The 24646-nt window shown below is 58.7% G+C and carries 22 protein-coding genes and 1 pseudogene; 6 read left to right on the top strand and 17 right to left on the bottom strand.

Annotated elements, in window-relative coordinates; translation table 11 throughout:
* Positions 1–42: 42 nt before the first annotated feature.
* Together NXC14_RS13780 and NXC14_RS13775 are read right to left on the bottom strand one after the other, a co-directional pair.
* A complete protein-coding gene (locus NXC14_RS13780; protein WP_085778611.1) occupies positions 43–1140 on the bottom strand; it encodes a branched-chain amino acid ABC transporter substrate-binding protein in 1098 nt (365 codons plus the stop codon).
* Positions 1141–1647: 507 nt separating this feature from the next.
* Complete coding sequence (locus NXC14_RS13775; protein WP_085778610.1) at positions 1648–2250, bottom strand: hypothetical protein; 603 nt, start codon at positions 2248–2250, stop codon at positions 1648–1650.
* Between the two features lie 318 nt (positions 2251–2568).
* Between NXC14_RS13775 and NXC14_RS13770 the strand changes: the two are divergent.
* Positions 2569–5351: pseudogene (locus tag NXC14_RS13770) on the top strand (EAL domain-containing protein).
* Between the two features lie 223 nt (positions 5352–5574).
* On the opposite strand, the gene NXC14_RS13765 reads toward NXC14_RS13770, so the two are convergent.
* From NXC14_RS13765 to NXC14_RS13705, 13 genes are all read right to left on the bottom strand, one after another.
* The gene (locus NXC14_RS13765) at positions 5575–6207 is read right to left on the bottom strand and encodes a hypothetical protein (protein ID WP_085778609.1); all 633 of its coding nucleotides are present in this window, start codon (positions 6205–6207) and stop codon (positions 5575–5577) included.
* Between the two features lie 199 nt (positions 6208–6406).
* Positions 6407–7345, bottom strand: a complete 939-nt coding sequence (locus tag NXC14_RS13760) for a sialate O-acetylesterase (protein WP_085778608.1) — start codon at positions 7343–7345, stop codon at positions 6407–6409.
* Positions 7346–7817: 472 nt separating this feature from the next.
* Positions 7818–8156, bottom strand: coding sequence for a hypothetical protein (locus NXC14_RS13755; RefSeq protein ID WP_085778607.1), 339 nt, complete (start codon positions 8154–8156; stop codon positions 7818–7820).
* A 7-nt stretch (positions 8157–8163) separates the two neighbouring features.
* Positions 8164–8724: a hypothetical protein gene (locus NXC14_RS13750; protein ID WP_085778606.1), complete on the bottom strand. Its 561-nt coding sequence runs from the start codon at positions 8722–8724 to the stop codon at positions 8164–8166.
* A gap of 3 nt (positions 8725–8727) precedes the next feature.
* Positions 8728–11088: a SpoIIE family protein phosphatase gene (locus NXC14_RS13745; protein ID WP_085778605.1), complete on the bottom strand. Its 2361-nt coding sequence runs from the start codon at positions 11086–11088 to the stop codon at positions 8728–8730.
* Complete coding sequence (locus tag NXC14_RS13740; protein ID WP_085778604.1) at positions 11085–12257, bottom strand: class I SAM-dependent methyltransferase; 1173 nt, start codon at positions 12255–12257, stop codon at positions 11085–11087. Before NXC14_RS13740 ends, NXC14_RS13745 begins: the two co-directional genes overlap by 4 nt.
* A complete protein-coding gene (locus tag NXC14_RS13735; protein WP_085778603.1) occupies positions 12254–12760 on the bottom strand; it encodes a hypothetical protein in 507 nt (168 codons plus the stop codon). Before NXC14_RS13735 ends, NXC14_RS13740 begins: the two co-directional genes overlap by 4 nt.
* A gap of 73 nt (positions 12761–12833) precedes the next feature.
* Positions 12834–14483, bottom strand: a complete 1650-nt coding sequence (locus tag NXC14_RS13730) for an EAL domain-containing protein (protein ID WP_085778602.1) — start codon at positions 14481–14483, stop codon at positions 12834–12836.
* 238 nt (positions 14484–14721) lie between these two features.
* On the bottom strand, positions 14722–15555 hold the full coding sequence (locus NXC14_RS13725; protein ID WP_085778601.1) for a xylose isomerase: 834 nt from the start codon (positions 15553–15555) through the stop codon (positions 14722–14724).
* A complete protein-coding gene (locus NXC14_RS13720) occupies positions 15552–16757 on the bottom strand; it encodes an FAD-dependent oxidoreductase (RefSeq protein ID WP_085778600.1) in 1206 nt (401 codons plus the stop codon). Before NXC14_RS13720 ends, NXC14_RS13725 begins: the two co-directional genes overlap by 4 nt.
* A gap of 101 nt (positions 16758–16858) precedes the next feature.
* Positions 16859–17170 (bottom strand): MocE family 2Fe-2S type ferredoxin, encoded by a 312-nt coding sequence (locus NXC14_RS13715; protein WP_085778599.1) that lies wholly within the window; start codon positions 17168–17170, stop codon positions 16859–16861.
* Complete coding sequence (locus NXC14_RS13710) at positions 17167–18201, bottom strand: sterol desaturase family protein (protein ID WP_085778598.1); 1035 nt, start codon at positions 18199–18201, stop codon at positions 17167–17169. The genes NXC14_RS13715 and NXC14_RS13710 overlap by 4 nt, the downstream gene beginning before the upstream one ends.
* A gap of 172 nt (positions 18202–18373) precedes the next feature.
* A complete protein-coding gene (locus NXC14_RS13705) occupies positions 18374–19375 on the bottom strand; it encodes a LacI family DNA-binding transcriptional regulator (RefSeq protein ID WP_085780111.1) in 1002 nt (333 codons plus the stop codon).
* A gap of 213 nt (positions 19376–19588) precedes the next feature.
* Between NXC14_RS13705 and NXC14_RS13700 the strand changes: the two genes are divergently transcribed.
* From NXC14_RS13700 to NXC14_RS13690, 3 genes are all read left to right on the top strand, one after another.
* Positions 19589–20281: a type 1 glutamine amidotransferase domain-containing protein gene (locus NXC14_RS13700; protein WP_085778597.1), complete on the top strand. Its 693-nt coding sequence runs from the start codon at positions 19589–19591 to the stop codon at positions 20279–20281.
* 57 nt (positions 20282–20338) lie between these two features.
* Complete coding sequence (locus NXC14_RS13695) at positions 20339–20752, top strand: GFA family protein (protein WP_085778596.1); 414 nt, start codon at positions 20339–20341, stop codon at positions 20750–20752.
* A 113-nt stretch (positions 20753–20865) separates the two neighbouring features.
* Positions 20866–21309, top strand: a complete 444-nt coding sequence (locus NXC14_RS13690; protein ID WP_085778595.1) for an SRPBCC family protein — start codon at positions 20866–20868, stop codon at positions 21307–21309.
* A 147-nt stretch (positions 21310–21456) separates the two neighbouring features.
* On the opposite strand, the gene NXC14_RS13685 is transcribed toward NXC14_RS13690, so the two are convergent.
* Positions 21457–21780 carry a hypothetical protein gene (locus NXC14_RS13685; RefSeq protein ID WP_085778594.1) on the bottom strand — a complete coding sequence of 108 codons (324 nt, stop codon included), beginning with the start codon at positions 21778–21780 and terminating at the stop codon, positions 21457–21459.
* Positions 21781–22218: 438 nt separating this feature from the next.
* On the opposite strand from NXC14_RS13685, the gene NXC14_RS13680 reads away from it, so the two are divergent.
* Positions 22219–23970, top strand: coding sequence for a VCBS domain-containing protein (locus NXC14_RS13680; protein ID WP_085778593.1), 1752 nt, complete (start codon positions 22219–22221; stop codon positions 23968–23970).
* Between the two features lie 175 nt (positions 23971–24145).
* Here the strand turns inward: NXC14_RS13680 and NXC14_RS33000 are convergent, their stop codons facing one another.
* On the bottom strand, positions 24146–24319 hold the full coding sequence (locus NXC14_RS33000) for a hypothetical protein (RefSeq protein ID WP_097600084.1): 174 nt from the start codon (positions 24317–24319) through the stop codon (positions 24146–24148).
* A 126-nt stretch (positions 24320–24445) separates the two neighbouring features.
* Here NXC14_RS33000 and NXC14_RS13675 point away from each other — a divergent pair, with 126 nt between their 5' ends.
* Complete coding sequence (locus NXC14_RS13675) at positions 24446–24646, top strand: hypothetical protein (RefSeq protein WP_085778592.1); 201 nt, start codon at positions 24446–24448, stop codon at positions 24644–24646.

The raw sequence follows: 24646 nt of genomic DNA, 5'->3' as shown, positions 1-24646 counted from the left end.
TGCACAGATTGGCCTAAAACGATCCATCCGGCCGGCGGTTGATTATTCCAGCGGCACGTATTCGCCACCCTTCCAGACATACCAAATCCAGCTTTGAACGGTGAGGTCGCCCTTGTCGTCGAAATCGATCCGGCCCATTACCGTTTCAAATTGATTGCCTTGCATTGAGCCGATCACCTCTTGCGGCCTTAGAGAACCGGCCTTCTTCACCGCCTGCGACCAGACCTGGACGGCGGAGTAACTGAGCAGTGTGTAGCCTGCCGGCTCGAAATTCTCGGCACGGAAACGCTCGACGACTTGAGCCGCCTGAGGAACGCGCCGTGGGTCCGCACTAAACGTGAAGAGGGTACCCTCCGCGGCAGATCCGGCGATCAGTGCAAAGTCCTCGCTCGCCATGCCATCGCCTGAGACGAGTTGAAGTGCGTAGGCACTGTCTCGCGAAGCGCGAGCCATAAGTGCGACCTCGGGCAAATACCCACCAACATACAACACGGCGATGCCGGCGCCCTGTAACGCAGAGATCTCGGCCGTATAGTCATTCTTCCCAGGGGTGAAGGCCTCGTAGATCGCTTCGGTGACACCCCGCGTATTCAACTGCTTCCTGGTCTCGTCAGCGAGCCCCTTCCCATAGGTGGTGTTGTCGTGAAGGATCGCTATTTTCTTGTCACCCCAACGATCGGCCAAATAGTTGCCGGCTACCACCCCCTGCGCGTCGTCGCGGCCAATGACGCGGAAAACATTGGCGCGACCTTGTTCGGTCAAGAGCGGATTGGTCGAACCGGGTGAAATCTGTAGAACTCCCGCGGCCTCGTACACCTTGGACGCCGGGATTGAGGCTTGGGAACAATAATGCCCGATGACGAGCACTACGCGATCAGCCACCAGTTTCTGGGCGGCCGCCACAGCCTGCTCGGGATCGCAAAAGTCGTCGACCGTGATGAGTTGCACCTTCTGCCCGAGCACGCCGCCAGTCGCGTTGATGTCGGCCACTGCCATCTCTGTGCCGCGCTGCATCTGCTCCCCAATCCAGGCGAGCGGTCCTGTGACCGGGCCTGCCGCTCCGATCAGGATCTCCGCCCGCGCCATACTGCCGAGCGAAACGACGAGCGCGACGATAGCTGCAGTGATGCTGCTGCGCATAGTGAACCTCCTTCACAGCTTACGCCAATTTTGTCGCCGCCGACAGCCCCTGCGCAGGCGCAGATATCTCGGCCATTTCTGCAGCGCACTTGCCTCTTATCCGCAAGGGCTGGTCAGCAGTTGACGTTCCTGCGGGTACCTCATTGTCTGCTTTGGGCAAATCCCAGCCTTTGGCGGCAAGAACTTTGACGTCCGCTTTTGGTGCTGGGTTTAGTAGCAGCGGACGGGTGGCTTCCGGCCCCGAGTAAGACATGAGCTGGGGGCGGACCGACGTGCGGTTACGTCGCATACCGCCGGGTGTTCGTCGGCCGCGCCTATTGCGGACATTCTACAAAGGCGAGGTAGTCTGCGAGTGGTATCCGGGGGCTTGGCCTGTGAATTACAGCCTTAAGACCGGATATGTAGACGTCTACATTCAGAGGCAGGACAGTCTGTCAGTGAGGTGATTAATTGGAGCGGGCTGGCGGTCGCTAACTAGGCTCCGGCTGATAGAGGGACACAATATCCCTAGTTGCCCCAGCCGATTTGGAATCGATCGAATCGAATTTCGCTCAACGGCCGGTTGGCAGTGCTCAGCCTTACCGAACGAAGAATGAGATGAAGCTCGGGGGAATAATATTGTTCGAAAATAATCGGAGGCAATTCCGTCAGTTCCAGACGGCTGTTGATGGCCCAAACCTTGTAGGAACAGGATTCAATAGTTTCCTCTCCCAAGCCGTCGAACCTAAGAAAAGTCGTGCCCGAAACGGATTTTTTGCCATTGATGAAAAGCGTGGTGCCGGATTGCCAGTTCTTCTTTTGTGGTAGATCGTCCAACGCAATCGCATTCGCGTATTTCAACTCATGCGTCCCGCTGGCACTCACTCTCTTTTCGACGAGCAAGGGGTGCAAATATACAGCCGACACCGGCTGCAGTGAGCCGTCGCGCTCCATCAGCCGTTGTTCGGTGAGACCCAGGCCCTCCGGCTTGTAGAAAACGGAATAGAAAGGCGCTTCTCTGGTCAGGAGCACGCCCTGTTCGGCTTCTTTAGCGGTTAAGCAATCGCCGAAGGCTGGTACCGACAATGTTATTCCAACCAGTAGTGACAAACTTCTTAGCAAGATCGACATCCCGGATTCCCTTGATCAGAGCCCGCTACCACCGTGCTTGGGTGAAATTGGGGAGATCGAAGTCGCCGGCGCGGAGCTCGCCCACAGCCCAACCGAACTTGACCCGTGGTGGGGCAGGGCAAGCCCTATTTCGCGGGGCCTCGCGCCAGTCGAAAATCCATTCACCATACCAAGACACCCGCTATAAACCCTAATCTCACAACCCCACGCCCAACCCTCCCAAACACCGGTATTTCCGCACTCGCCGCCCGCTTCATTTCAACCTTCCTTAAGCGCCCGCCCCATACCGTCACCCTCAAAATCGAGGGGGTCCACTCCATGTTCACCGTTCTGACATGCATGACCGAGCAACACGATCTTTCGCTGGTCGGGCTTGCGGGTTTGATCTGCTTTCTTGCTAGCCATTGCGCGATGGTTCTGCTCGATCGGGCGATGTCGTCGAGTGGCGCTGCGCGGTGGATATGGATGCTGACGGCGGGGGCGGCGGGCGGTTTCGGGATCTGGGCCACGCATTTCGTCGCCATGCTGGCTTATGACCCCGGTGTCGTCGTCGGGTATCATGCCGGCCTGACGCTGGTTTCGCTGCTGGTCGCGATCGTGGCGACGATGGGCGCCGTTGCGGCGAAGATCGCCCATGACAAGTGGGTGGCGAATGCGCTTGCGGGCGTGCTCTTCGGCGTCGGCATTGCGTCGATGCACTTTACCGGCATGCTCGCCATCGAATCTCCGGGAGAGATCGCCTGGGACGAGCAATTCGTGGCGGCGTCGGTTGTTCTCGGCATCGCCTTTTCGGTTGCCGCCTTTCGGTTTGCGGGCAGGGGCGGGCGGTCGCTTCTGGCCAGGTTCGCGCCAACGCTTCTGTTGACATCAGGCGTCGTCGCCTTGCATTTCACCGCGATGGCAGGTGTCACCGTAACGCCAGGCGTTGCGGCGCTGGATCCCGCAACGCTGCTTTCGCCTGATGTCATGGTGGCGACGATCGCCGCCGTCACCTTTTCGCTGCTGACCGCGGGTTTTGCGGCAGCCATATTCGCCGTGCGATCGGAGGCCAAGGCCGCCAGGGCGGAGCGCAACTTCAAGCTCTTCGTCCAGGGCGTGACCGACTACGCCATCTGCACGCTCGACCCTAACGGCAAGGTCAGCAACTGGAATGCCGGCGCCGAGCGCGCCAAAGGCTATAGCGCCGACGAGATCATCGGCGCGGATTTCTCGCTGTTCTATTCCGAGGAAGACCGCCGGAAGGGCCTTCCGCAGCGGGCGCTGGAGACCGCCCGCCGGGAAGGCAGGTTCGAAGCCCAGGGCTGGCGCTATCGCAAGGACGGATCCTCCTTCTGGGCTCATGTCGTCATCGATGCGATCAACGACGAGAGCGGCGCGTTGATCGGCTTTGCGAATATCACCAAGGATAACACCAAGCAGAAGGCGGATGCCGACCGGATCGAGGAGGTAACCCGCAATCTCGACGTCGCGCTGCAGAATATGGGGCAGGGCATCTGCCTGTTCGACGGGGATGAGCGCCTGGTGCTCTGCAACAAGCGCTATCTCGAAATCTTCCGCTTTCCCGAGGGGTCGGTGCACCCCGGAATGGCCTACCGGCAGATCGTCGGAATCGGCTATGCTGCCAATACCGAGGACGCGGCGGAAGCGGCCGCGCGGGCCGAGGCGCACTATACCAGGAACATGGCGCTGATCAGGGGCGGGGCCGGCAGCGCGGTTCACAAATATCCGAGCGGCAAATCGCTCCAGCAGAATGTCAACATGCTGCCCAATGGCGGCTGGGTCGTGACCTTCGAGGACATCACCGATCGGCTGAAGTCCGAGGAGCAGGTCGCCTTCTGGCCAAGCATGATGCGCTGACGGGCCTGCCGAACCGGCTGCAGTTCGGCGAGCGCGTCTCGGAGGAACTGATGGTCGCGGAGCGGGTGAGGGGCAAGGTGGCGGTCGTCGGCATCGACCTCGACAAGTTCAAGGAGGTCAACGACCAACACGGGCACGGCACCGGCGACATGGTGCTCGTCGAGTTGACGCGCCGTCTCGGCGAGGTGCAGCAGGGGGGCGAGTTCATCGCCCGCTTCGGCGGCGACGAGTTCGCGGCGATCAAGCGCTTCGACGATTTGAGCGCCCTCCACGATTTCATCACCCGCCTGGAAGGCGCGCTCGGTGGAATCGTCTCCGTCGACGGCTTCGAGATCAAGACAGGCGCCAGCCTCGGCGTTGCGATCTATCCCGGTGACGCCGAGAGCGTCGACGGGCTTCTCGCCAATGCCGATCTTGCCATGTACCGCGCCAAGCAATCCCTGCTGCAGAAAGTCTGCTTCTACGAGGCCGCGATGGACGAGACAGCGCGCCACCGCCGCGCGCTTGCCAACGACCTCTGGGCCTCAATCGATCGCAACGAGCTTCATCTGCACTATCAGGTGCAGAAATCGGTGCGGACGGGCGAGATTACCGGTTACGAGGTCCTGCTTCGCTGGCACCACCACGAGCGCGGCAACATTCCACCGATAGATTTCATCGGCCTTGCCGAGGAATGCGGCGCGATCCTGCCGATCGGTGAATGGGTGCTGCGCGAAGCCTGCCGGGAGGCAGCAAGGTGGAACAACAACCACAAGATCGCCGTCAACCTCTCGCCGGTCCAGCTTGGCCATGCCGACATGGCGGCCGTCATCTCTGCCATCCTCTCCGAAACCGGTCTCGACCCACGCCGCCTCGAAATCGAGATCACCGAAAGCTCGATCATCATCGACAAGGACAAGGCGCTGGGGACCATGCGAGAGATAAAGGCGCTCGGCGTCTCTATCGCCATCGACGACTTCGGCACCGGCTATTCCTCACTGGAAACGCTGCGCTCCTTCCCCTTTGACAAAATCAAACTGGACAAGAGCTTCATGGCCGAAGTCGAGAGCAACGCCCAGTCCGAGGCCATCGTCCGCGCGATTCTCGCGCTGGGTCGCAGTCTTGAGGTGCCGGTATTGGCGGAAGGCGTTGAAACGCAGGCACAGCTCGACACGCTTCTAGAAGAGCAGTGCGACGAGGCGCAGGGGTATCTGCTGGGCAGACCGCAGGCGATGAGTGATGTGGCGGTGGAGAAGGCGGCTTGAGGATTCGCGAGGGTGTGCCTTGCGGCCCCTCATCCGCCCTAGGGCACCGTCTCCCCGCTGGGGAGAAAAGGGAAACGAGACCTCGCGGCATAATCCCTTCTCCCCAGCGTGAATGGCAAAAAAATAGAGCATTTCCGGACTCAGACAGAACGGAAATGCTCTCCTAGTTTGGTGCGCAGTAATATCAATGTCGGCTTCGCACCTCTCGCATCTCGCCAGGTGGCTATTCGTCTGGCGCCGCCGACGCGGCGTTTTCCAGCGAGGTGCGGATCTGATCAATCTTGCCGTCGGCATCGCCAACCCCGAGAATGGTCTTGGCTTTATCCAGGACCGTCGGGCTGACCTGACCGGTTTTCGTTGCGGAAGCCAAGGCGTCCTCCAGCGCCTGATCGCCCAGCAGGGGATCGTCGGCCGCAGGCTCGATACCGTTGTCGATTTCATACTGGGCATAAGCCACGGCATAGGCCGATATGGCAGCCATGCGCGGGTCCGATGTATGCATCAACGCCCTGTAATTTCGTTTCAAGGAATTCAGGCCCGCAAGTTGCGCCGACAGGTTCTTCTCCTTGGTGCTGGTCGTTGCGGTGTCTGACTTGCCTGATTTGGACTTGCCCGGTGCCTCGGACGATTTGCCTCTCACGGCTGACGAGTTGGAATTGCCGTGGTTTGAACCGCTGTTGCGGCCGCCACCGTTTCCGTGGCCACCGCCGTTACCGCCGCCGTTGCCACCACCATGGCCGCCGCCGTTTCCGCCGTCCTTTGCCAGTGCGCTCATGTCGAGCCCCGCAATCGTTGCCGGGCTTGCTGCAAGCGTCAGCGAAAGCACGGCCAGGGACGCTAAGGTTGTTATCCGCATCGTTTCCTCCAATGAGACCAGATGCCGTGCAACTGCACGACGAGATCTGACTTGGAGGATAGATTGCTATCGCGCTCTGCACATCGGACGGAGGTCTGGCGAAAGGCCCGGCTATGGTCCCAGAAGAAGCATCTGAGACTCGGCCTGCGGGCGGCCATGGTCGAAGCTCGCGAAGGCGCGAGAACCGGTTCAGGGAAGACTATCGCGAGCTTTCCAGGTGGCTCTCGCCACGCAGAAGGTTCAGCCAGGCCTGCGACACTTTCTCTCCGGCTGTGCCCCCGAAGTGGCAATCGTCGTAGCGGTCGTCTCCATCGAGTAACGCGTCAGAATTGACGCCCTCTCGGATACCGTGGCCACTTCTTGATAGAGCCAGTTGCGCCCGTACGATCGGATTGTCCGAAATGTGCTCCTTGAAGCCGCCGTTGCTCGGTTCCAGGCATTTCGATGCGATCGAAATGTAAACGGGTGCTTCGACGCCGTGCTGACGCAATGTGTCGACGATCGACATGAAATGTTTTTGATAGGCCTCCCCGGTGGTGCCGTGAACGAGGTCTGCCTCTCCTTGCACCCAGAGGACGCTCGTTATCCGATAACCGGAATCGTGAAGCTGTTTCATTGTATCGACAAGCATAGGATTGAGGTCACCGCCTGTCGCCCATCGTGCGACCTCTGATCCGCCGTATGCGAGAGGTGCGAGCACGACGCTGTCGTTTTGTCCCGACGCGATCAATTTGTTCCCAAGAAGCGTCCAGTACTCTCCCTTGGTATTGGTCGAGCCAAGAAGCGGCGACGCCGCGATGAAGCACCGTTTGTCAAAGGCGTTTACAACGCGAGCGCCATAATCCGACCGGTGCCGTTGCCCACCGTAGTTGGCCGCGTTCGATTGGCCAAGAATGAGTAGGACAGCAGTTCGATCAGTTTGGGTCGGGCAGGTCACAGCGGTTTTTGATTCATCGGCAATGAGTCGTTCCTTATCGTCGAAAGTATAACGGCTTGGAGCTGCCGCCTGCTCTCCGGTTACTATTTTCTTCGCCGCGGAAAGTTGCGGCCAAGGAAAGATCTCATGTCTCGCGCTCGTGCCGCCGAGAAGGTACATGGCAATCAGGGCTGCCAGGCCGACTGCTACTGTTTTACGCATGTTGTTACCTTTAAAACATCATTCGGACTATTCGAAGCTAGTCCAGCCACGAAAGTTCCTTTACACCTGCCACATCTGCTTGCTCGTGCATGCTCTTTGCAAAAAGAGTTCTTCGCGAAATCCGAGCCCGATCGTCGACTAGTCGCGTGGCGTCGCCAAAAACCTGCTCTAAACTATAGATCGGACCAGTGATTACAATCATCCGGATGGGTGAGAAATCGTGCTCCGCAGCATCAGCTTCATGGAGAAAACTCCCGTTGCTCGTCCACTGAAAGACGATCACAGATTGTGGCCCGAGGACAATGTGGGAGCAGAGCACCGGCGCTATTCGTCGCGGCCAACTGGTGGGGTCGGCGTTGGAAGGTCGATCTGGTGGGGGCAACACCGCGGTCGTTCGCAGTATTGCGCGCGACTGCATCTCCCGCGGGTCAGCCCGCGACAGGAATGAAGAAGGAGAGTTGTTTGCCGCAAATCACGCCAGGCGTAAATCGAGCAGCGGGTGCAGCTTCTTCAGATTCGGCAGGGATTTTGCCTGCCACGGATGCTGATTGGTGCCTTTGACGATGAGCAGCAGGTCGTCCATCTTTCTGGCTTCGATGGTCAGCTTCGCCAGGAGGTTGATGCCCGAGGAGTTCAGGAATTCGAGGCCCGTCAGGTTGAACGTTACCTGTTTGTGCCCCTCACGGAGAAGGCCTGTTATCAATGAATAGATCGGCGCATAGGCGTCCGGTCCTGCCAGGCGGAAGACGCCATCGAAATACACCTCGTTTTTTTCCGCCCATACGCGGAAGCTTTCGTCGCTGATTTCCATTCTTCGCTCACCGATTGGAGGAGGGTGGCATCGCCACAGCTGCAGTCGTCGTCAGTATGATATGCTCGTCATTGTTCTCTTCGAATGTCCATGCCATTCTCGCATCGTAATCGCTCAAAAGGGTTAGCAGGCCCAAACCGGAACCACTTTCCGGCGATATGGCGTTGGTTTCGATTTGCTCAAGAAGAAGTGCGCCGGGTTCCTTCGATTGAAGGCGCTGCAGGAGCTGCTGGAAGCGAGACGATGTCGCGCCGTCAATGGCATTCTTGACCCTGAACAGAAAGCTTCCATCGATAATGTCGGCTTCGATAAGGATCTCGCCAGGCTGTCGAAATTTGACGGCATTTTCGATCAGCTCGTTGCTGAGGTATCCGATATCATGATGCGCCTGCAGGTAATCTTTCCTTGACCGGGAATAGGGCAGCGCCATGATCTCCGCTATGAAGTCCGAAGTCATTCCTGAATGCTTCCATCCAAGCTGAAGCGGCCCATCACTCAATGTCAGGCGAGCGCCAGAATCCAAGCTTATCTCCGCCAAAGATTCGATGCCGTATATTTTAGGCGCCATGTCTCACCTATGCCGTACTGCGAGAAGCGTGATGTCGTCGTAGATCTTCTGCGATCCGATGAAGTGCATCAGTGTCGTGACAATGCCGGAAACGACCTTCTCGGCGCTTTGCCCCTTCAAGCGAAGCGCTTCGCTGCAGAGACGTTCGATGCCAAACATCTCCCCCGCGCCGTTCGCTGCTTCCGTTACGCCGTCGGTATGCAGGAGGATCAGGTCGCCTTTCTCGAACGTTATTTCACGAGTTTTGATGAATGCAGAAATATCGGCGTCCAAGCCGATCGGTATGCCGAGATCCATGGTGTCGACGCGTTGGATCTCACCGTTCGCCCGCACGATGACGACTTCCTCGTGCTGCCCGGACAAGATCATCTCCTTGCCGTCATAGTCGAGAAAGGCCAGGGTGAGATGCTTGTCTATTCTCGTCCTTACTAAGTTCTTGAACAGGGCGCTGTTTAGATCCGCCAGAAATTTGACGGCGTCGGTGTTCCCCGCCTCCTGAAGGGCGCGGGCGACAGACTGGACCATCAGCATCAACACGCCGCTTTCGAGCCCGTGACCGGTGACGTCGCCGATCCCGATCTTCAACCGCTTTCCGTTCTTCAAGACGTCGTAATAGTCGCCGCCGACTTCTTCCGCAGGTCTCATATAGGCTGCGATCTCGATGTCCTGAAATTCCTCCAGCTCCTGTTGCAACGGAAGAACCATGAGCTGGATTCTTTCAGCGACGGCCACCTCTGTTCCGAGACGGCGATTTTCTCGCTGGAGCTGTGCATTCAACGCCGAGATCTCTTCCTTCTGATCTGCGATCTGGGCCGTTCGTTCTTCGACGAGTTGCTCGAGATTTTCGGTGTGATAGCTGATCTGTTCGGCCATCCGATTGAATGCTTCACCGGCAGCACCGACCTCATCCTTGCTTGTTATCGCCACTCTGACCGAATAGTCCTGGGCCTGAATGCGCTTAGCGGCCCCCGCAAGTGCGCTGATCCCGCTCGTTATGCGTTTCGAAGCCGCAAACACAGCGATCGTCACAATCAGCAGCGACATCAAGATCGCCAGGATCTGATAGATCACGATCCGGTTGGTGGCTTCGGAAATTTTCGCCTGGGCGGCATAGAGCGAGGCGTCGATTTCCCGTTCCGGCACAACCACTCCCAGCAACATCGCCTCCTGCCGAACCGGGCCGCTGGACCAGAGATTCGTCGCAGGCAGTTTTTTGACGATAACGATATAGGGAACCTCGTTACCGTCCCGCTGCAGCAGCAGATGTTGAATGCCCTGTTCCCGGTCGAGAGCCAGTTTCGCTATCGCAGGCTGGGCGCTTCCTTTCAAGGAACGCTCCAGCCCGGTCACGCCGGTTCCGCTCGCACCGCTCGCAGAACGCAGCCCGAGCGTCTGTTCGCCTGTTCCGTTGATCGCAACCACGTTTCCGTCGGACATGGCCAGGAAGCCGAAGCCGGACTGGGCCACTTTCACATTTTCAACCGTCTGGGCGAGTTGGTCGAGCGTGATATCGGCGCCGGCTGTCCCGGCGACGTCCTTGCGGTCGGCGGTCCAGAGCGGATGAAAGAAACTGACGATCAGCTTGCCGGTAATGGCATCCGTATAGGGAGCCGTCTGCGTGATATCGTCCGCGACGGGTCGCGTTTTCATGTCCCTGGCCCATCCCTGCCAGGACTCATACAGGCCGGGAAAAAAGAAGTTCCAGAAATCAGCCTCGTTATGCCCGGGATAAAGGCGGTCGAAGGTCTGAGCCTGATCGGTATAGGGCGCCGTCCTGAAGATCGGTCGTTCCCTCGGTCCGATGTAATACATCTGCAGCTTTGAAGCGCCGTGCTGTAGCAGGCTCGGCGCAACGAGATCGAGAACCGCGCTTGTCTCTATATCGCGTCTGATTTCGGGTTTCGGCTGATGGTCCTCACCGAGCAGGTAACCCCAGACGCTGACGACCGAAGCGGAGCCGGGGGCATTTTGCGACCATTTCCCCTTCTCATCGTAAGACAGACTGACACTGTCCGGCGATGTGCGGGCGATTGCGGCGCCGACATCGGAATTGCGCACGGGATTGTCGATCTGCGCCTGCAGCACGCCTGCCAAGGTGTCGACGTCGTTGTGAACCTGCCGCAGGAGCAGGTTCACCTGGGCTGCGGTCGAATCGGCATAGGTGCGGATATATTCCTGGCTTGCGGCTTCCAGGCCCTGGCCGACTTCCAGCGTTGCGTCACGCGACAGCCTCTGAACATTCCAAAGCGCCAGCCCGCCGCTGACCAATAAGTCGAAGAGAACGGCTCCACCGACGACCAGGATGAATTTCGCCCGAAACGAGCTCAGTCCAACCGGTCTTTTCGATGATCCCATATCCATTATAGCGGCTTTCGACCAGAGGCTGCCCAGATCGGCCAGCCTGCATAACCTTTAGGGTGAAGAGCGGCAAAGACGTGATCCTTGAATCCTTGCCGGAATCTGCGAATGAAATCCGGCGGGTCGCCGCGGCGCACCGCCATCTCGCCTGCATAGACATTTTCCCACGCTTCGATGATATCTGCGAAATCCTGGGGGTCGCCGTCAAGGTTCGTCACCATGAAGCAGTCGACCTTGATGTCCTCGAAGCCGGCATTGAGGAGGAGATGGCGGCTTTTCGGGCCCATCTCGACATCCATGTCGAAGTGTCTGAACAATTTTGCCACTTCCTCGTAGGTCCATCTTATCGAGTCGGCATGCGGCTCGCCCAAACAATGCGAATTCTTTTCATTTGTGATGTAGACACGGCCGCCGGGCTTGCAGATGCGATAGAGCTCCCGCAGCAGCATCTCGGGGCGGTCGAAAATCTGTAGCGAGTGCCGGCAGGTTACAAAATCGAATTGATTGTCTCGAAGCAGCATCTGTGATGCATCGCCATAGGTGTACTCGATGCCTTCCATGCCGAACTCGGCGGCGACCTTGCGGGCATAGTCGAGACTGCGCACGGAGTGGTCCAGTGCGACAAGGCGCGTCGGGTTGAATTCCCGTTGAACCAGAGCCGCAAAATCACCAATGCCGCAACAGATATCGGCCATGACCTGACCGTTGCGCAGACCGTGGCGTGGTAAGAGTTCGCGTTCGTGCCTCCATGTCATTTTCGTCTGCGTGCGCAGAATGGGAATGAAGCTCTCGTCCTCGACAAAGCTTTGCCCGGGATAAAAGGCTGAATCATAGACTTCAACCGACAGGTTTGGTTGCGATGTCGTCAATGTCTCGAACAGCGAGGCAGACCACGCCATCACGCTCGACGTAATGATCTTAATCTGCCGTTCCGGCCTGGTTCGGCAGCCTGCCGCTACGACCTCGGAGAGGGCGGCGAAGGCCGTCATATTGATGTGCGTCAGGCGTTTCACATTGAGGTAAACGATGCCGCTGTATCTTTCCAAACTTTGCCGCAACAGTTCGAGGGCATCGGCAATCTCGGCGGTGCTTTCGGGTCGCATCTTGCCGGACAACACGAGCTCCTGGTTTGTCGGATCAAACCGCACGGTGTAGGGCAGGGGAGGCAGGCTCATTGGAAATCCTCGGCCGAGGGGAAATCGGTAGTGATTTCGATCCCGTCCTCGCCGTCTCTCTCGATGCGGATAGAGGCGCCTAATATTGTCGCCAGATTACCGAGCAAAGCCTCATTGGGCTTGGTAAGAAGGTGACCGGAGCCGTTGTCGAGGCCAGGCTCTATTTCGCTTGATCCTACCTTGATGTGTTTGCGGCGGAATTCCTCATCACAAGGAAAGGCAATTCTCAGCCGATTGAACGTCGCGTTGCGTGAGAGGCTGAAACGTATCTTTCCCCGTTCGTTTGTCGCGCGGAAGGCAAGTTCTATGAGCTCGTTGGCAGCGACCGAAAGAAAGTTGGAATAGCGAGCCGGATCGCTATGACCCTGGCCGAGGATATCGGAGAGATATTCGGTAATCTCGTCGCAAAACCGCCATTGAGATTTGAACATCGCAATGTTCATTTCCAGTGATACCATCGGCTCAAATGCGTGGTCGTCGAAGCGGGATGCTTCCTCTTCCAATATGTCCTCCGTTCGTCTGTCAGGAGCGTTGGATCTGCACGCAATGTAGAAGCACGGCGAAAAGTTTCGAGCACTATCGTCGGGCGTGGTTTTTGAATGCTTCTGCCCCTTTGATGAATTCGTCAATGGCCTCGACGGGAAGCGGCCTGCTCAGCAGATAGCCCTGAAGCCGGTCGCAGCCCACGCTGTGCAGCCATTCTGCCTGACCCGGCATTTCAACTCCCTCGGCTGTCACCTGCATGTCGAGGTCATGTGCAAGGTTCACGATGCAACGGACGATTGCCTGGCTTTTCAGATCGGTTTCGAGATCAGTGATAAAGTATTTGTCGATCTTGATCGTGTCGAAGGGAAATGTCTTGAGATAGCTCAGGGAGGAATATTCCGTACCGAAGTCGTCAAGCGAAATTCGTATGCCCAGCACATTGAGCGTGTTGAGCGTATCAATGTTGTTGACGGTCCGCTCGAGCAGCACGCTCTCGGTTATTTCGAGCTCCAGACGCTCGGGCGGCAGTCCGACCAGGTCCAGCGTCTGGGAAATCCGGTCGGTCAGGCCGCTTGTCAAGAATTCAGCCGCTGACACATTGACGGCGACGAGGTAGTTGTCCGGCCATTTCATCGCCTCGCGACATGACTGCTCCAACACCCACGCCCCGATATCCGGCATCATTCCGTCTGCCTCGGCCATCGGAATGAATACCGACGGTGGAATTTTTCCAAGCAGGGGGTGGTGCCATCTCAGCAACGCCTCGAAGCCGACAATGCAGCCGCCCTCGGCAATCGGCTGGTATTCGACATAGAATTGCTGTTGGTCGAGTGCCATGCGCAGACTGCGGCGCAGCAGTTCTCGCTGCTCCAGCAATTCTAGCATTGTTGGGTCATAGGCTTTTGCCCGACCACGCCCCTCTTTCTTGGCGGCGTAGAGTGCGAGGTCGGAAGCCTTCATCAGCTGTTCCGGACTCGTGCCGTCTGACGGAGCGGTGGATATGCCGATGCTGGTGCCGACAAAGAGCGCAATGCCGTCTATCGTGAAGGGTTTTTTGAACGCGGCAACCAGATCTTCGGCCAGGAGGTGCGCTTTGGCCGGATGTCCTCCGCCAAGGGAGATCACCGTGAATTCGTCGCCAGCCAATCGATAGGCCCTGTCATCGCTGGAGAGGCAGGCTTGGATACGCCTTGCGGCCGATTGAAGAAGCTGGTCGCCCGCCGCATGCCCGAGCGTGTCGTTTACGGGCTTGAAATCGTCGAGGTCGAGTTGCATCAATGAAAGAGTCTCATTCGAGCTTGCAGTCTCCTGCAACAGCGCGCTCAGGTCCTCGCTGAACTGGCGCCGGTTCGGCAGTCCAGTCAGCGGATCATGTGTGGCGAGATGCAAAAGAGTTGCGCGCTCGTCGTCAACCTGCTCCTCGGATTGGAGCACGGCAAACAGATCACCGATCCGATAGATCGTCAGGTCATGTGATCCGCCGAGTGCGTCTGTTATTCGCAACGGCTGGGCGCTGTCACCCAGTGAACGGAAAGCCAGCATGACTGCTGATTTGTCCAGCTCCGGAAAATGCTCCCAGAAGGAGGCGGCTGGTTTTAAGGAGGTGGGCAGCGCATTGCCAAGCAAATTTTCAACGGGATTGAAATCGCGATCAAAGAACATAAGCCGGTCGACCGGGCCCCCCGAATCGATTGTCTCCGTTTTTTCGAGGGCCAAGCTGGCAGCAGGAATTTTCCGCATGTCGGAGGCTCTCCCTGATTGAAATGTCCTACCAGATATTATAGCAACTTAACTACCGCACAACTTGTGCACGTTAAGAAATACATTAGGCATTTCTGATTAACAATCCCCAACCTTTGCCAACGCACTCACGGCTGTGGACGCGCCTGCACTGATTTGACGGAGTCATTCGCCACCTCAGAGTGGCGGCGGGGGGACGAGAGAACGAATTGCCGCGCGATTGTTCGTGCGCTGCGGCTCAGGCAATGGCAGCCCATAGTTCGCGCACCATCTGGCGCAGCGCCAGCGCCTCGGCCCATCTGTCCGTCGAGTCGTTGCCGTCTCTGGCGGTGATCGCATAGGGTTTGGGGCCTAATTCGCAGGTAAAGACCAGTTCGGCGTCATCGGCTGCGCGTGATCGCCAATGGCGAAAGCCGTAGTCCCACCACTGCAGGAAGAGATCGACCCAGGGCCGGTGATGCGCAAAGGAGATTTCGATCTGCACCTGTTCGCGTGAAGCGACGCGGCCGTGAAATGCATGGGCATTCTGCAGGATGCGCCTGATATGCGCGTGATTTTCCTCATCGACCGGAAAGGCGAATTCGCGCCCGACCAGGAAATGCGACAGATCGGCCAGCAACGGCAGATCGGGACGTCGATCGAGCAGATCGAGCGTGAAGAACAGGTCCGTCGTCATCCTGTCGCGATGGGTTTCGATGAATACCGGAATACCGGCATTTTCGGCGAGCCGCATCCAGCCATCGAGAATCGGCAGGCAATCCTCGATCCGGCGGGGGCGGATATCGGGCTGCAGGTTGATGTGGCTGACCGGAAAGGCCGCGGCAAGTTCCAGCGGCAGACGCAAATCCTCGATGCTGCGGGGAAAGCAGACCGCCTCGATCTTCAAGCCGGTGCCCCGAATGGCCTTGTTGAGGCGGATGACATCGTCGCGGTTGGTATAGTGCGCACTGATGCCGTCGAAGCCCGCCGCGCAGATCGCAGCGATATTGTCGTCGAGGCTCGGCTCGAACCCGTCTGTGTGCCGGCGCTCCATGGCCCAGAGCGACTGGAAGATCAGGAGCTTCTGCATCATGCGGCCCGCGCGCTTTTCAGAAGGGTCTTGAGGTTCACGCCCGGATCGGCCAATGCCACAGGCTCGGGACAGATAGATGCGGCAATCAGCATTTCAGCAAGCTTGATATGCTTGGCCAGGCCGTTGCCGATGCCAAGACCCGCGGCGGCCACCAAACGCCCGTCATCGAGATAGAATTCGAGCTCTCCCTCTGGCGCCGATCGCCGGACGCTCTGATGCGCGGGCAGCGGCTGCCCCGCCACCTGGAGGCCGAGATCGTACTGGTCGGACCAGAACCAGGGAATGGCGGCGAAAGTCTCGGCGGCGCCGGCCATGTTCCGTGCTGCGGTCTCGGCCTGCGTTCTGGCATTGCGCCAGCTTTCATAGCGGATATGTCCTCCGCCGGGTTGAGCCACCGCGGCGCAATCGCCTGCGGCAAATATGTTGGGCGCGCTGGTGCGAAGACATGCGTCCGTCAGAATGCCGTTGCCCGTGGCCAGCCCCGATGCTTCCGCCAAGGTTATTTCAGGCTGGACCCCGATGGCACTGACGACGAAATCAGCGGGCAGGATGGTGCCATCGCTCAAGACGACAGCGTCGTCGCCGATTTCCGCAACGCTGCGGTCAAAGTGGAAGCGCACACCTTCGGCGACATGTCGGGCATGCAGCTTGTCGGCAAAGCGGGCAGGGACGGCGCGGCCCAAAGGTTTCGGCGCGGCCTCGATCACATCGACCGTAACGTCCTTTGCGCGAAGGACGGATGCGAGTTCCATCCCGATCAGACCCGCGCCGATGATCGCGACGCGTCGGCCGGGCGCGACATTGGAGAAGATCGCTTCGGCGTCGGCGTGGGTGCGAAAATCGAGCGCACGTTCCGCGCCCGCGCATGCAAGCCGCCTCGGCCGTGCGCCGGTGGTCAGCAGCAGCTTTTCGTAACCCAATAGCTGACCGTCGCTCAAGCTTACGGTCGCGGCGGCGGGATCCAGCTTGGAGACCGAGCAGCCCTTGAGATAGGTGATACCGGCCACCTCCAGCGCTTCTTTCGGGCAGATCAGTTTCATCCGCACCATGCCATCGGGAGTTTTCGACAGAGGTGGCCGTTCATAAGGCATATGAGGCTCGGCTCCGACCAGCGTGACGGCTCCGGAATAGCCCGCTTCGCGCAGGGCGAAAGCTGCCCGGGTTCCGGACTCGCCTGCACCGATGATGACGATACCGTCCATTGCATTCTCCAGTAGAAAGAGCAGCCGGCGCTGGTGAGGAGGAGACGCCGGCCGGGGAGGATCAGTTCTTGTTGGCGGATTCCGCCAGGTTCTTTGGCCACTTAACCGAGGGCCACGCGCACCTCTCCGTCGACGACCTCCGCCGGATAGGTCTTCAGGTTCTCGCACGCCGGCAGCCTCAGCGCTTCACCTGCTCGGTAATCGAAAGCGCCGGAATGCTTCGGACATTCCACCTCGAAATCCATGACCAGTCCGTCGGCGAGGTGGATCGCCTCGTGTGTGCAGAGCCCGGCCGTGCAGTAGACGCTGTCATCCGGGCCCCGGTAAATCGCGTAGGTGCGTCCGCCATGATCGAAACGGATGGCGCCTTCCTGTTCGATGTCCTCAAGTCTGCCCGCTGAAACCCAGGTCATTCGGCGGCTCCTTCCGTTTCGAGGCGAGCCTTGCGGGCTTGAAGCCTTTCCTTTCGTCTGCGGTAGCGTTCCTGCATCTGCGCTTCGCCTTCGGGCGAGCCGTCGTGCCAGGTGCCGAACCACTTATCGAGCGGGATCAGGGCGTCGCCGTAATTCACCTCGAAATATTTGTGGTGGAGGTAATGCGCATAGGCGTGACTATCGACTAGCGTCTCCCTGCCGATCTCGACCTTGTCGAAGCCGACATGGCCGGGAATTGCCCCAAAGCCGGCATAGTGCAACTGATAGAGCATGATGACCGGATTGGAGGGCAGGATCAGGTGGTAAAACGCCGTTCCCAGATAGAGCAGATGCTCGACCGGATGCATCGACAGTGATGACCAGGGCGAAGGGTTGACCGAATTGTGGTGGACCGAATGCACCCATTTATAGAGAAAGGGTGTGTGGATGAGCCTGTGAATGCAGAAGAAGTGGAACTCGTGAATGATCGGAACCACGAGCGCGACGAGCGCCAGCATCCAGGGGTTTTCGGCAAAGCCGAGCCACGGCGCATAGCCGTTGGCATAGGCCCAGAGCATACCAGCCTCGATGGTGGTCCAGATCACGACGCCAGACAGGAAGGTGCGCAGAATATTGTCGAGGTTCTGGCTTTGGAACCAGAAGGCGTTGTTTTTCTGGTCGGCGGGAAACTTGCCATTGTACTTGAAGCGGTTTTCCTGCCGCTTCAGAACATAGAGATGCAGTTCGAAGGCGCCATAGAACAGGAACACGCAGATCGCATTCACGGCGTACAGCCAGGCGATCCAGCCGAGGCTCAGCATCTGCATCGTCGCGGCCGGGGGAATGATCCAGCCCCAATAGGCGATTGCAGACACCGCAAAAATGAGATTCCAGGGAAGGAAGTAGTGCGGCAGCCATTTCAGGATAGCCGTCAGTTGCGGGGGGAAGACGAAAAGCGGCGCGGTTTCGACCGGCTGGTTCGGCGCCCAATCGCCGCGCTTGTTACGCTTGCCGAAGTTCAGATCATCCATTGGCGTCTCCTCCGGGCGCCTGATGTCTCGGTGCCCGCACACATTTTTAGTAAAGGTGAGGGCGGCCCACGCGCCTTGATCCGATGCGGCTCCTTGCGCGCCGGATCTTCTCCTGACGCAAAAGTTAGCAGGGTGCGTTTCGAACGGCGAAGGCTTCTTTGATCTAATTAGATCAAAGCCCTTCCTTGGTGATGGTGATGAAGTGGATCGGGCTCCGGTCCGGCTCGATCTCGGTCAAGCCGATGCGGCGCAGGATGTGGTCGAGCGCCCTCCGCGCCTGAGCTTCCGGCGCCTGATCAAGTACCACATCCATGATGCCGTCCTTCAGGGCCGCGCGGGTATAGTCCGTCAATTCATGTCCAACGAAGAAGACGTTGCCGCCGCGCGGATGGCGGCGAAGCACTTCGATCAGGGCGGAATTGGCGCCGCCGGCATTGTAGAGGCCGGCAAGGCCGGGATACATCTCCAGGGCCGACCACAGGAGATCGGCGCTGGCCCGCTCGTCATCGCCACCGAATCCTAGCCATTCGAAATTGGAGGCTCCGGGATGATCGCGAAAATAGTCGGAGAAGCCGCGGATCCGATCGCGATGCACCTGATAGATGGGATGGCAGATCGCAACCACAGGCCCGGCTCGAAGGGCCATTCGACTGATATAGAGCGCAGCCGTCCGGCCAGCGGCATTGTTGTCGATGCCGACGAATTCTCCGACGCGGTCGGAAGCGCGGGTGACGACATGGACCACGGGCAGGCCTTGCGCATTCACCTTTTCCACCGCGGCGCTGATCACCTGGCTGCTCGGCACGGCAAGGATCAAGCCGGCGCGTGAAAGGTCGGTGGACAGGATGCGTCGGGCAATTGCCTCCGGATTCAGCTCGTCGGTGAAACTGCGGTGCACAACGACCAAGGGATCGAGAGTTGCCGCAATCCTTTCGAAGGCGTGGGAAAGGCGACGATAGAAGCTCGTTTCCGGGCGAACCATCAGCACTTCGATCCGGAGCAGGCCGCGATGGGCGTCGGGAAGCTTGCGCGGGTAGTCCAGGTGACGCGCGGCGGATACGACCTTTTCGACCAGTTCCGGCCGAACGCCCCCGCGTCCGTTCAGGACCCGCTCGACCGTGGCCGTTCCAACGCCGGCGTGGCGGGCGATATCCCGATAATTCGGCTTGCTCACTTCCAAGTCCTTCGGATGCTAACGCGTTGTGGTTGATCCTATGGGCAATCTGTCGTTCTTCATACAGCTGAGCCCCAAGACTCACAGAGCTTGTAACGCGGGTGCAGCCGATCTATGGTTTTTCCCAGTTCAGCATGAGATTGCAGGCAGTATTTCACCATTAAACCGGACGCGGGGGATTTTGTCCTCCGGCCGGGTCGAAGGAGCTGAGCAATGAAAATTCTCATGGTTCTCACATCGCATGATCAGCTGGGAAATAGCGGCAAGAAAACCGGCTTCTGGCTCGAGGAGCTCGCCGCCCCTTACTTCGTCTTCCGTGACGCCGGGGCCGAGGTCGTGCTCGCGTCGCCGAAAGGAGGCCAGCCTCCGCTCGATCCGAAGAGCAATGAGCCGGCATTTCAGACGGACGACACGAGGCGATTTGAAAAGGACCCGGCCGCGACGGCTGCGCTTGCCAACACACTGAGGCTGTCCGACATCGACCAGGCCGATTATGACACTGTGTTCTTCCCCGGTGGCCATGGCCCGCTTTGGGACCTGACGAACGACCGCAATGCGCACGCGCTGATCGAGGAGACGCTTGCGGCGGGAAAGCCGCTGGCGCTCGTCTGCCACGCACCGGGAATCCTGACCAAGGTCAAGGCGCCAGACGGCGGGCCGATCGCGAAGGGGCGGACGGTGACCGGATTTACCAATTCCGAGGAGGCCGCGGTGCACCTCGTCGAAATCGTGCCCTATCTGCTCGAAGACGTGCTGAGAGAGCAGGGAGCGAAGTTTTCCGCGACCGAGGACTGGGCCGTGCATGTCGTCCAAGACAATTTGCTGATCACCGGGCAGAATCCGGCCTCTTCCAAGCAGGCTGCACGCCTGCTGCTCAACGCCGTGGGCGAGCAGGCGGCAGCCTGAAATGCGGTGGCGGGGCAGTGGCCGCGGACTTTGCAACACCAGATGAAGGGGTCTGGCATGAGCAGGAAATATACGGGCAAATGTGCATGCGGTGCGATACAGTTCGGCTTCGATACTGATCCAACCTTCGTCGCGGAGTGCCATTGTCTTGATTGCAAGAAGGCCTCAGGCGGCGAGGCCGCCACTTTCTTCGCCGTGCCGCAGGACGATTTCGCCCTGACCTCGGGCAGGCCAAAAGCGTTTCACTATGTCGCCGATTCCGGCAGGGGGCTCGATCGCAACTTCTGCCCCGAATGCGGCGCGCGGTTGTTCAGCAGCAATCTCGAAAGTTTTCCCGGCCTCGTCTTCGTGACCCTTGGCAGCCTGGATCGGCCCGAAGTGATACAGCCAAGCGTCGAAATGTTCACCAAACGCCGGCTGGCTTGGGCAACGCCGCTCCACCTTCCGCAGTTCGAAGGCATGCCGAGCTGACGGCCGCGCGGCTGCGCGTGATTTTCTTGAAGAAAAGATCGAACCCGTGTCGGATCGGCGATGGTTTATCCGTCCTTAGCTCGTTCATTCCGTCCACCCAAAGGATCACGATCATGCCAAGCACCATACGCCTGCACCGCGTTTTCGCCACGAGCCCGGAGAAAGTCTATCGCGCCTTCATCGAAGCAGATGCGCTCGCAAAATGGCTTCCGCCGAACGGCTTCCTCTGCACAGTGCATCACCTGGAGCCGGCCGTCGGCGGTACCTTCAGAATGTCCTTCCGCAACTTCACCACCGGCAAAAGCCACGCTTTCGGCGGCGAATTTCGTGAGCTCGTCCCGGGCGAACGGGTTCGCTATACCGACAAGTTCGACGACCCGAACCTGCCGGGCGAGATGGAAGTCACCGTAACGCTGAAGAGAGTCTCGGTTGGCACTGAGGTGGATATCACCCAGGCCGGCGTCCCCGACCTCATCCCGCCCGAAGCCTGCTACCTCGGCTGGCAGGAGTCGCTGCGCAACCTTGCCGGGGTCGTCGAGCCTGACATCAACGAATGATGCATTTGCGCGAGACTTGAAGAGCGGCGCCGCGCAGCCGCTTGCCGCTTCTCCGCCCATCATTCCGCAGATATTCTGTGGAATGGGGGCGGAGAGGCGGAGCTTGCAGGGGCCGGGGGCGTGGTCGGCCGCAGTCGGCCGACGTTGCTAAGCGTGATCCGCGCTTTGCTTGATGGAGCCGATCGTCTCGCGTGCGGGAAGCAGCGAAGACAGCCAGAGGGAATAGGTCAGGGATAAACCCGTCGACCACAGGATCTTCGGCAAGATCATCACCTCGGAGATCAGTCTGGCCAGTTCCGGCGGATCGATCTCCCAAGAGAACAACGCCGCCGCCGGCTCCGGCTGTCGGGTCTCCAAGCTTGCTTTCTGCATGTCCTCGAGCACGGACGCAGTGGCGGCTTGTTCGGCTGCCGACGGGTTCAGAACTGGAACGATGGCGGTTTTATCATCATTTTCGGTTTCGCCGGACATTTGGAGCTCCTTGTTTGGCTTCGTTGTAGAAGGCGATCCGGAACAAGAAGTTTCACCACATGTCGATGAAATGATCGCGGCGTGGACGCGAAGCGTCCTTTGTGCGTCCGAAAAGACCTACGGCTCGCCAGCGCTAGGGGCGCCTCCAGTGCGGCCTTCGATCTCAGCCTCGGTAATTGCCGTCGCGCCGCGCTGGCAGGATGCCTCTCTCGCAGCGAATTCCGAAGAGAAATTAACCGTCGCAAGAAAATCGCCTTTTATTTCACAGTATATATGTTAACACTTTATTAGGAGTGGGGAGTATTCCGGTTCTGAATTAAGAAAAATGGTGTTTGCCTCGACAATACCGGGGCGGCGACGTGTTCCTGCGTGTCGTCTTAGCCTTAATATTCTTAAATCGGTTCCAGATTACTTGTTTTGAGTCATGGGGGTATTTTAATGGCTACGCAAAGCACCGGCGGTGGCAGCACGACTTCTTTCACCAATGCGCCACAGGCGAAGGATGACTCTTACATCTGGACGGAAGATCAGCTGCTCAGTCTTCAGCTCTACAATGCGGCCACCAAAACCATAACCCTTGACGTGATGTCGAATGATCTTGGCGGGAATGCCAAATCCCTCTTCTCGGTCGACGACGGAGATGGCAATCCAATTACCACTGACTATGAGCTTATTGCAAAAGACGTCGGAGCGAACGGGGCATCTGCCTGGGAGACGACCCTGCTCGGCAATTGGGTCAGGATCAACAATGGAAAGATCGAATACCGTCTGAGCGATGGAAGCGGCATCGCGGGCTCGGGCGCGGATTTCAACACGCTGTCTGCCGGTGAAATCCTTAAAGATAGTTTTGTCTATGCGATACGGCTCGGCAACGGCACGCTGAGCGAGGCAAATGTGACGATTTCGCTCACCGGCGCCAACGATGCGGCTGCGATCGTCGTCGATGCGACGGTGACCGACGACCGGGCGACGGTCGAGGCGGGTGCGGCCGGCAGCGGCGATCCGAGCGCCTCCGGCAAGCTGACGGTCAGCGACGTCGACGACGGCGAGGCGGTGTTTGCCGCCCCGGCATCGCTGAATGGCATCTATGGCAGCTTCAGCTTCAATGCCGCCACCGGCAGCTGGACCTATACGCTCGACAACAGCCGGGCGGCGACGCAGGCGCTCAACCAGGGCGACGCGGTCAGCGACACGCTGAGCGTCAGCTCGCTCGACGGCACCGCCAGCCACAACATCGTCGTCGCCATCACCGGCGCAGATGATGGTCCAGCTCGGCAGGCTCCGACCGACATTAAGCTGACGCCCGTCGTTCCGGCGGACAGCGTCAACTTCAATAGTTTCGAGTTCAGTGGTCTGCTGTCGGCGACTGATCCCGACGCGGGTGGATTCAGTTTCAACATTGCTTCGCAGTCGAATCCGGGCTTGTTTTCGATAACCGGCAATACGCTTCATTCGAGTGCACTATCGACGAACGGTACATTTTCAGTGACGGTAACGGCAACGCAGACCGGTGATCCTATAGGGCCGACCTTCGAAAAGACCGAGACGTTCACTGTAATCACCGGTGGCAATGGCAACTCACTGGACAATCCGACCGGTGGAACCGGCGACGATGTGCTCTACGGTGGCGGCGGTAACGATATGATGTTTGGGCTGGGAGGTGACGACACTCTTTTCGGTCAAGACGGCAACGACACGCTAAACGGTGGTGCTGGCAACAACATTCTTACCGGTGGCGTGGGAAATGACACCTTCTTTTTCCAAAAGTTTGCCACCACCACGAACCATATGACTGATTTCAATGCTGGGACGAATAGCACAACCGTTGACAGGTTCCAGTTGGACGTTGGAGGCGGCACATTCGAGTTCGCCGTCGGCAACAACAATACAATTGTGGACAATGTGAAGGTGGGGAGCAACGCCACGATCAATGTTGCCGGAACGGAGGTTGCTGTCAAAACAGACGTGAGCGTCACGAACGCAACCGTCCAGAGCACCATCGATGGTTACGGCAACATAACCACAGGGGCATTGTTCGTGTTCCACAATACGGATCTCGGCCATGCGGCGGTCTACTACGATCAGAACCCAGGTTCAGCCGGCGGCGCGGTGCTGGTGGCGGAATTCGACAACATCACCACCCTCGGCGGGCTTGCGAATTTTAACTCGGGCGACTTCTTGTTTGGTTGAGGCGGTTTGGGATTGCGTAACGAGGTAGTTTTCCGACAGCAGCCGGACTGAAGGTCATTTCGGCGGCCGGGCCTGACGGGGCCTCTCGGGAGTCTGTGCGCCCAGAGCTCTGGGCGCACAGGTTTTGTCGGGTGGCAGATAGTGTCATGTCACGCGTTACGGCATCCCGCTCACCTCAATTGGTCCCATCGTTTGGTCTTGCCTTTGCGCTGTCATTGGTAGTGTCCGACGCGGTTTTTCCGTCCGGTTGCTGGCCGAAATAGGTGCCGCCGAGATGGCCGCCGGCGCTGGTGTTTCTGACCTGCTGTTCGGCGCGTTTCTGAAGTTCTCGAACGTTGGTCTTGCTCATGTTCGGCTCCTTTTTCGAGGTTCTCGACTTTTCACCAACCGATGGGGACCGGGACTGTTCCAAATTTTCTGCCGGAACACTTCCAGGCTTTCGCGGTTTTTCCTATTCAACCAAGGAGAAACGACGATGGGCATGACCACCCCCAAGGACGGCGCCCCCGGCACCACCGATCAATCGCCTCGGTGGGAAGGACCGAAGGGAAACACCCCGCGCGGATATCTCAAACCCAAGGACGATCCGGACAGGAATCGCGACGCCAATGGTGAGAACAACCGCGATCCTGAAATGAACGACATTTCCGACGCAATGAAGCAGAAAGGCGAATGA

The sequence above is a fragment of the Rhizobium sp. NXC14 genome, from assembly GCF_002117485.1.
GTDB lineage: Bacteria > Pseudomonadota > Alphaproteobacteria > Rhizobiales > Rhizobiaceae > Rhizobium.
The sequence above is the reverse complement of the archived record's forward strand: the minus strand, read 5'-3'. Positions and strand labels throughout refer to the sequence as shown.

What these genes read in the sequence shown, in the direction of transcription:
- NXC14_RS13720 (WP_085778600.1), bottom strand. Translation starts at nt 16,757, where the DNA reads ATGGACGGTATCGTCATCATCGGTGCAGGCGAGTCCGGAACCCGGGCA.
- NXC14_RS33000 (WP_097600084.1), bottom strand. Translation starts at nt 24,319, where the DNA reads ATGAGCAAGACCAACGTTCGAGAACTTCAGAAACGCGCCGAACAGCAG.
- NXC14_RS13690 (WP_085778595.1), top strand. Translation starts at nt 20,866, where the DNA reads ATGCCAAGCACCATACGCCTGCACCGCGTTTTCGCCACGAGCCCGGAG.
- NXC14_RS13765 (WP_085778609.1), bottom strand. Translation starts at nt 6,207, where the DNA reads ATGCGGATAACAACCTTAGCGTCCCTGGCCGTGCTTTCGCTGACGCTT.
- NXC14_RS13675 (WP_085778592.1), top strand. Translation starts at nt 24,446, where the DNA reads ATGGGCATGACCACCCCCAAGGACGGCGCCCCCGGCACCACCGATCAA.
- NXC14_RS13700 (WP_085778597.1), top strand. Translation starts at nt 19,589, where the DNA reads ATGAAAATTCTCATGGTTCTCACATCGCATGATCAGCTGGGAAATAGC.
- NXC14_RS13755 (WP_085778607.1), bottom strand. Translation starts at nt 8,156, where the DNA reads ATGGAAATCAGCGACGAAAGCTTCCGCGTATGGGCGGAAAAAAACGAG.
- NXC14_RS13780 (WP_085778611.1), bottom strand. Translation starts at nt 1,140, where the DNA reads ATGCGCAGCAGCATCACTGCAGCTATCGTCGCGCTCGTCGTTTCGCTC.
- NXC14_RS13685 (WP_085778594.1), bottom strand. Translation starts at nt 21,780, where the DNA reads ATGTCCGGCGAAACCGAAAATGATGATAAAACCGCCATCGTTCCAGTT.
- NXC14_RS13695 (WP_085778596.1), top strand. Translation starts at nt 20,339, where the DNA reads ATGAGCAGGAAATATACGGGCAAATGTGCATGCGGTGCGATACAGTTC.
- NXC14_RS13750 (WP_085778606.1), bottom strand. Translation starts at nt 8,724, where the DNA reads ATGGCGCCTAAAATATACGGCATCGAATCTTTGGCGGAGATAAGCTTG.
- NXC14_RS13740 (WP_085778604.1), bottom strand. Translation starts at nt 12,257, where the DNA reads ATGAGCCTGCCTCCCCTGCCCTACACCGTGCGGTTTGATCCGACAAAC.
- NXC14_RS13710 (WP_085778598.1), bottom strand. Translation starts at nt 18,201, where the DNA reads ATGGATGATCTGAACTTCGGCAAGCGTAACAAGCGCGGCGATTGGGCG.
- NXC14_RS13715 (WP_085778599.1), bottom strand. Translation starts at nt 17,170, where the DNA reads ATGACCTGGGTTTCAGCGGGCAGACTTGAGGACATCGAACAGGAAGGC.
- NXC14_RS13730 (WP_085778602.1), bottom strand. Translation starts at nt 14,483, where the DNA reads ATGCGGAAAATTCCTGCTGCCAGCTTGGCCCTCGAAAAAACGGAGACA.
- NXC14_RS13760 (WP_085778608.1), bottom strand. Translation starts at nt 7,345, where the DNA reads ATGCGTAAAACAGTAGCAGTCGGCCTGGCAGCCCTGATTGCCATGTAC.
- NXC14_RS13725 (WP_085778601.1), bottom strand. Translation starts at nt 15,555, where the DNA reads ATGATGCAGAAGCTCCTGATCTTCCAGTCGCTCTGGGCCATGGAGCGC.
- NXC14_RS13680 (WP_085778593.1), top strand. Translation starts at nt 22,219, where the DNA reads ATGGCTACGCAAAGCACCGGCGGTGGCAGCACGACTTCTTTCACCAAT.
- NXC14_RS13775 (WP_085778610.1), bottom strand. Translation starts at nt 2,250, where the DNA reads ATGTCGATCTTGCTAAGAAGTTTGTCACTACTGGTTGGAATAACATTG.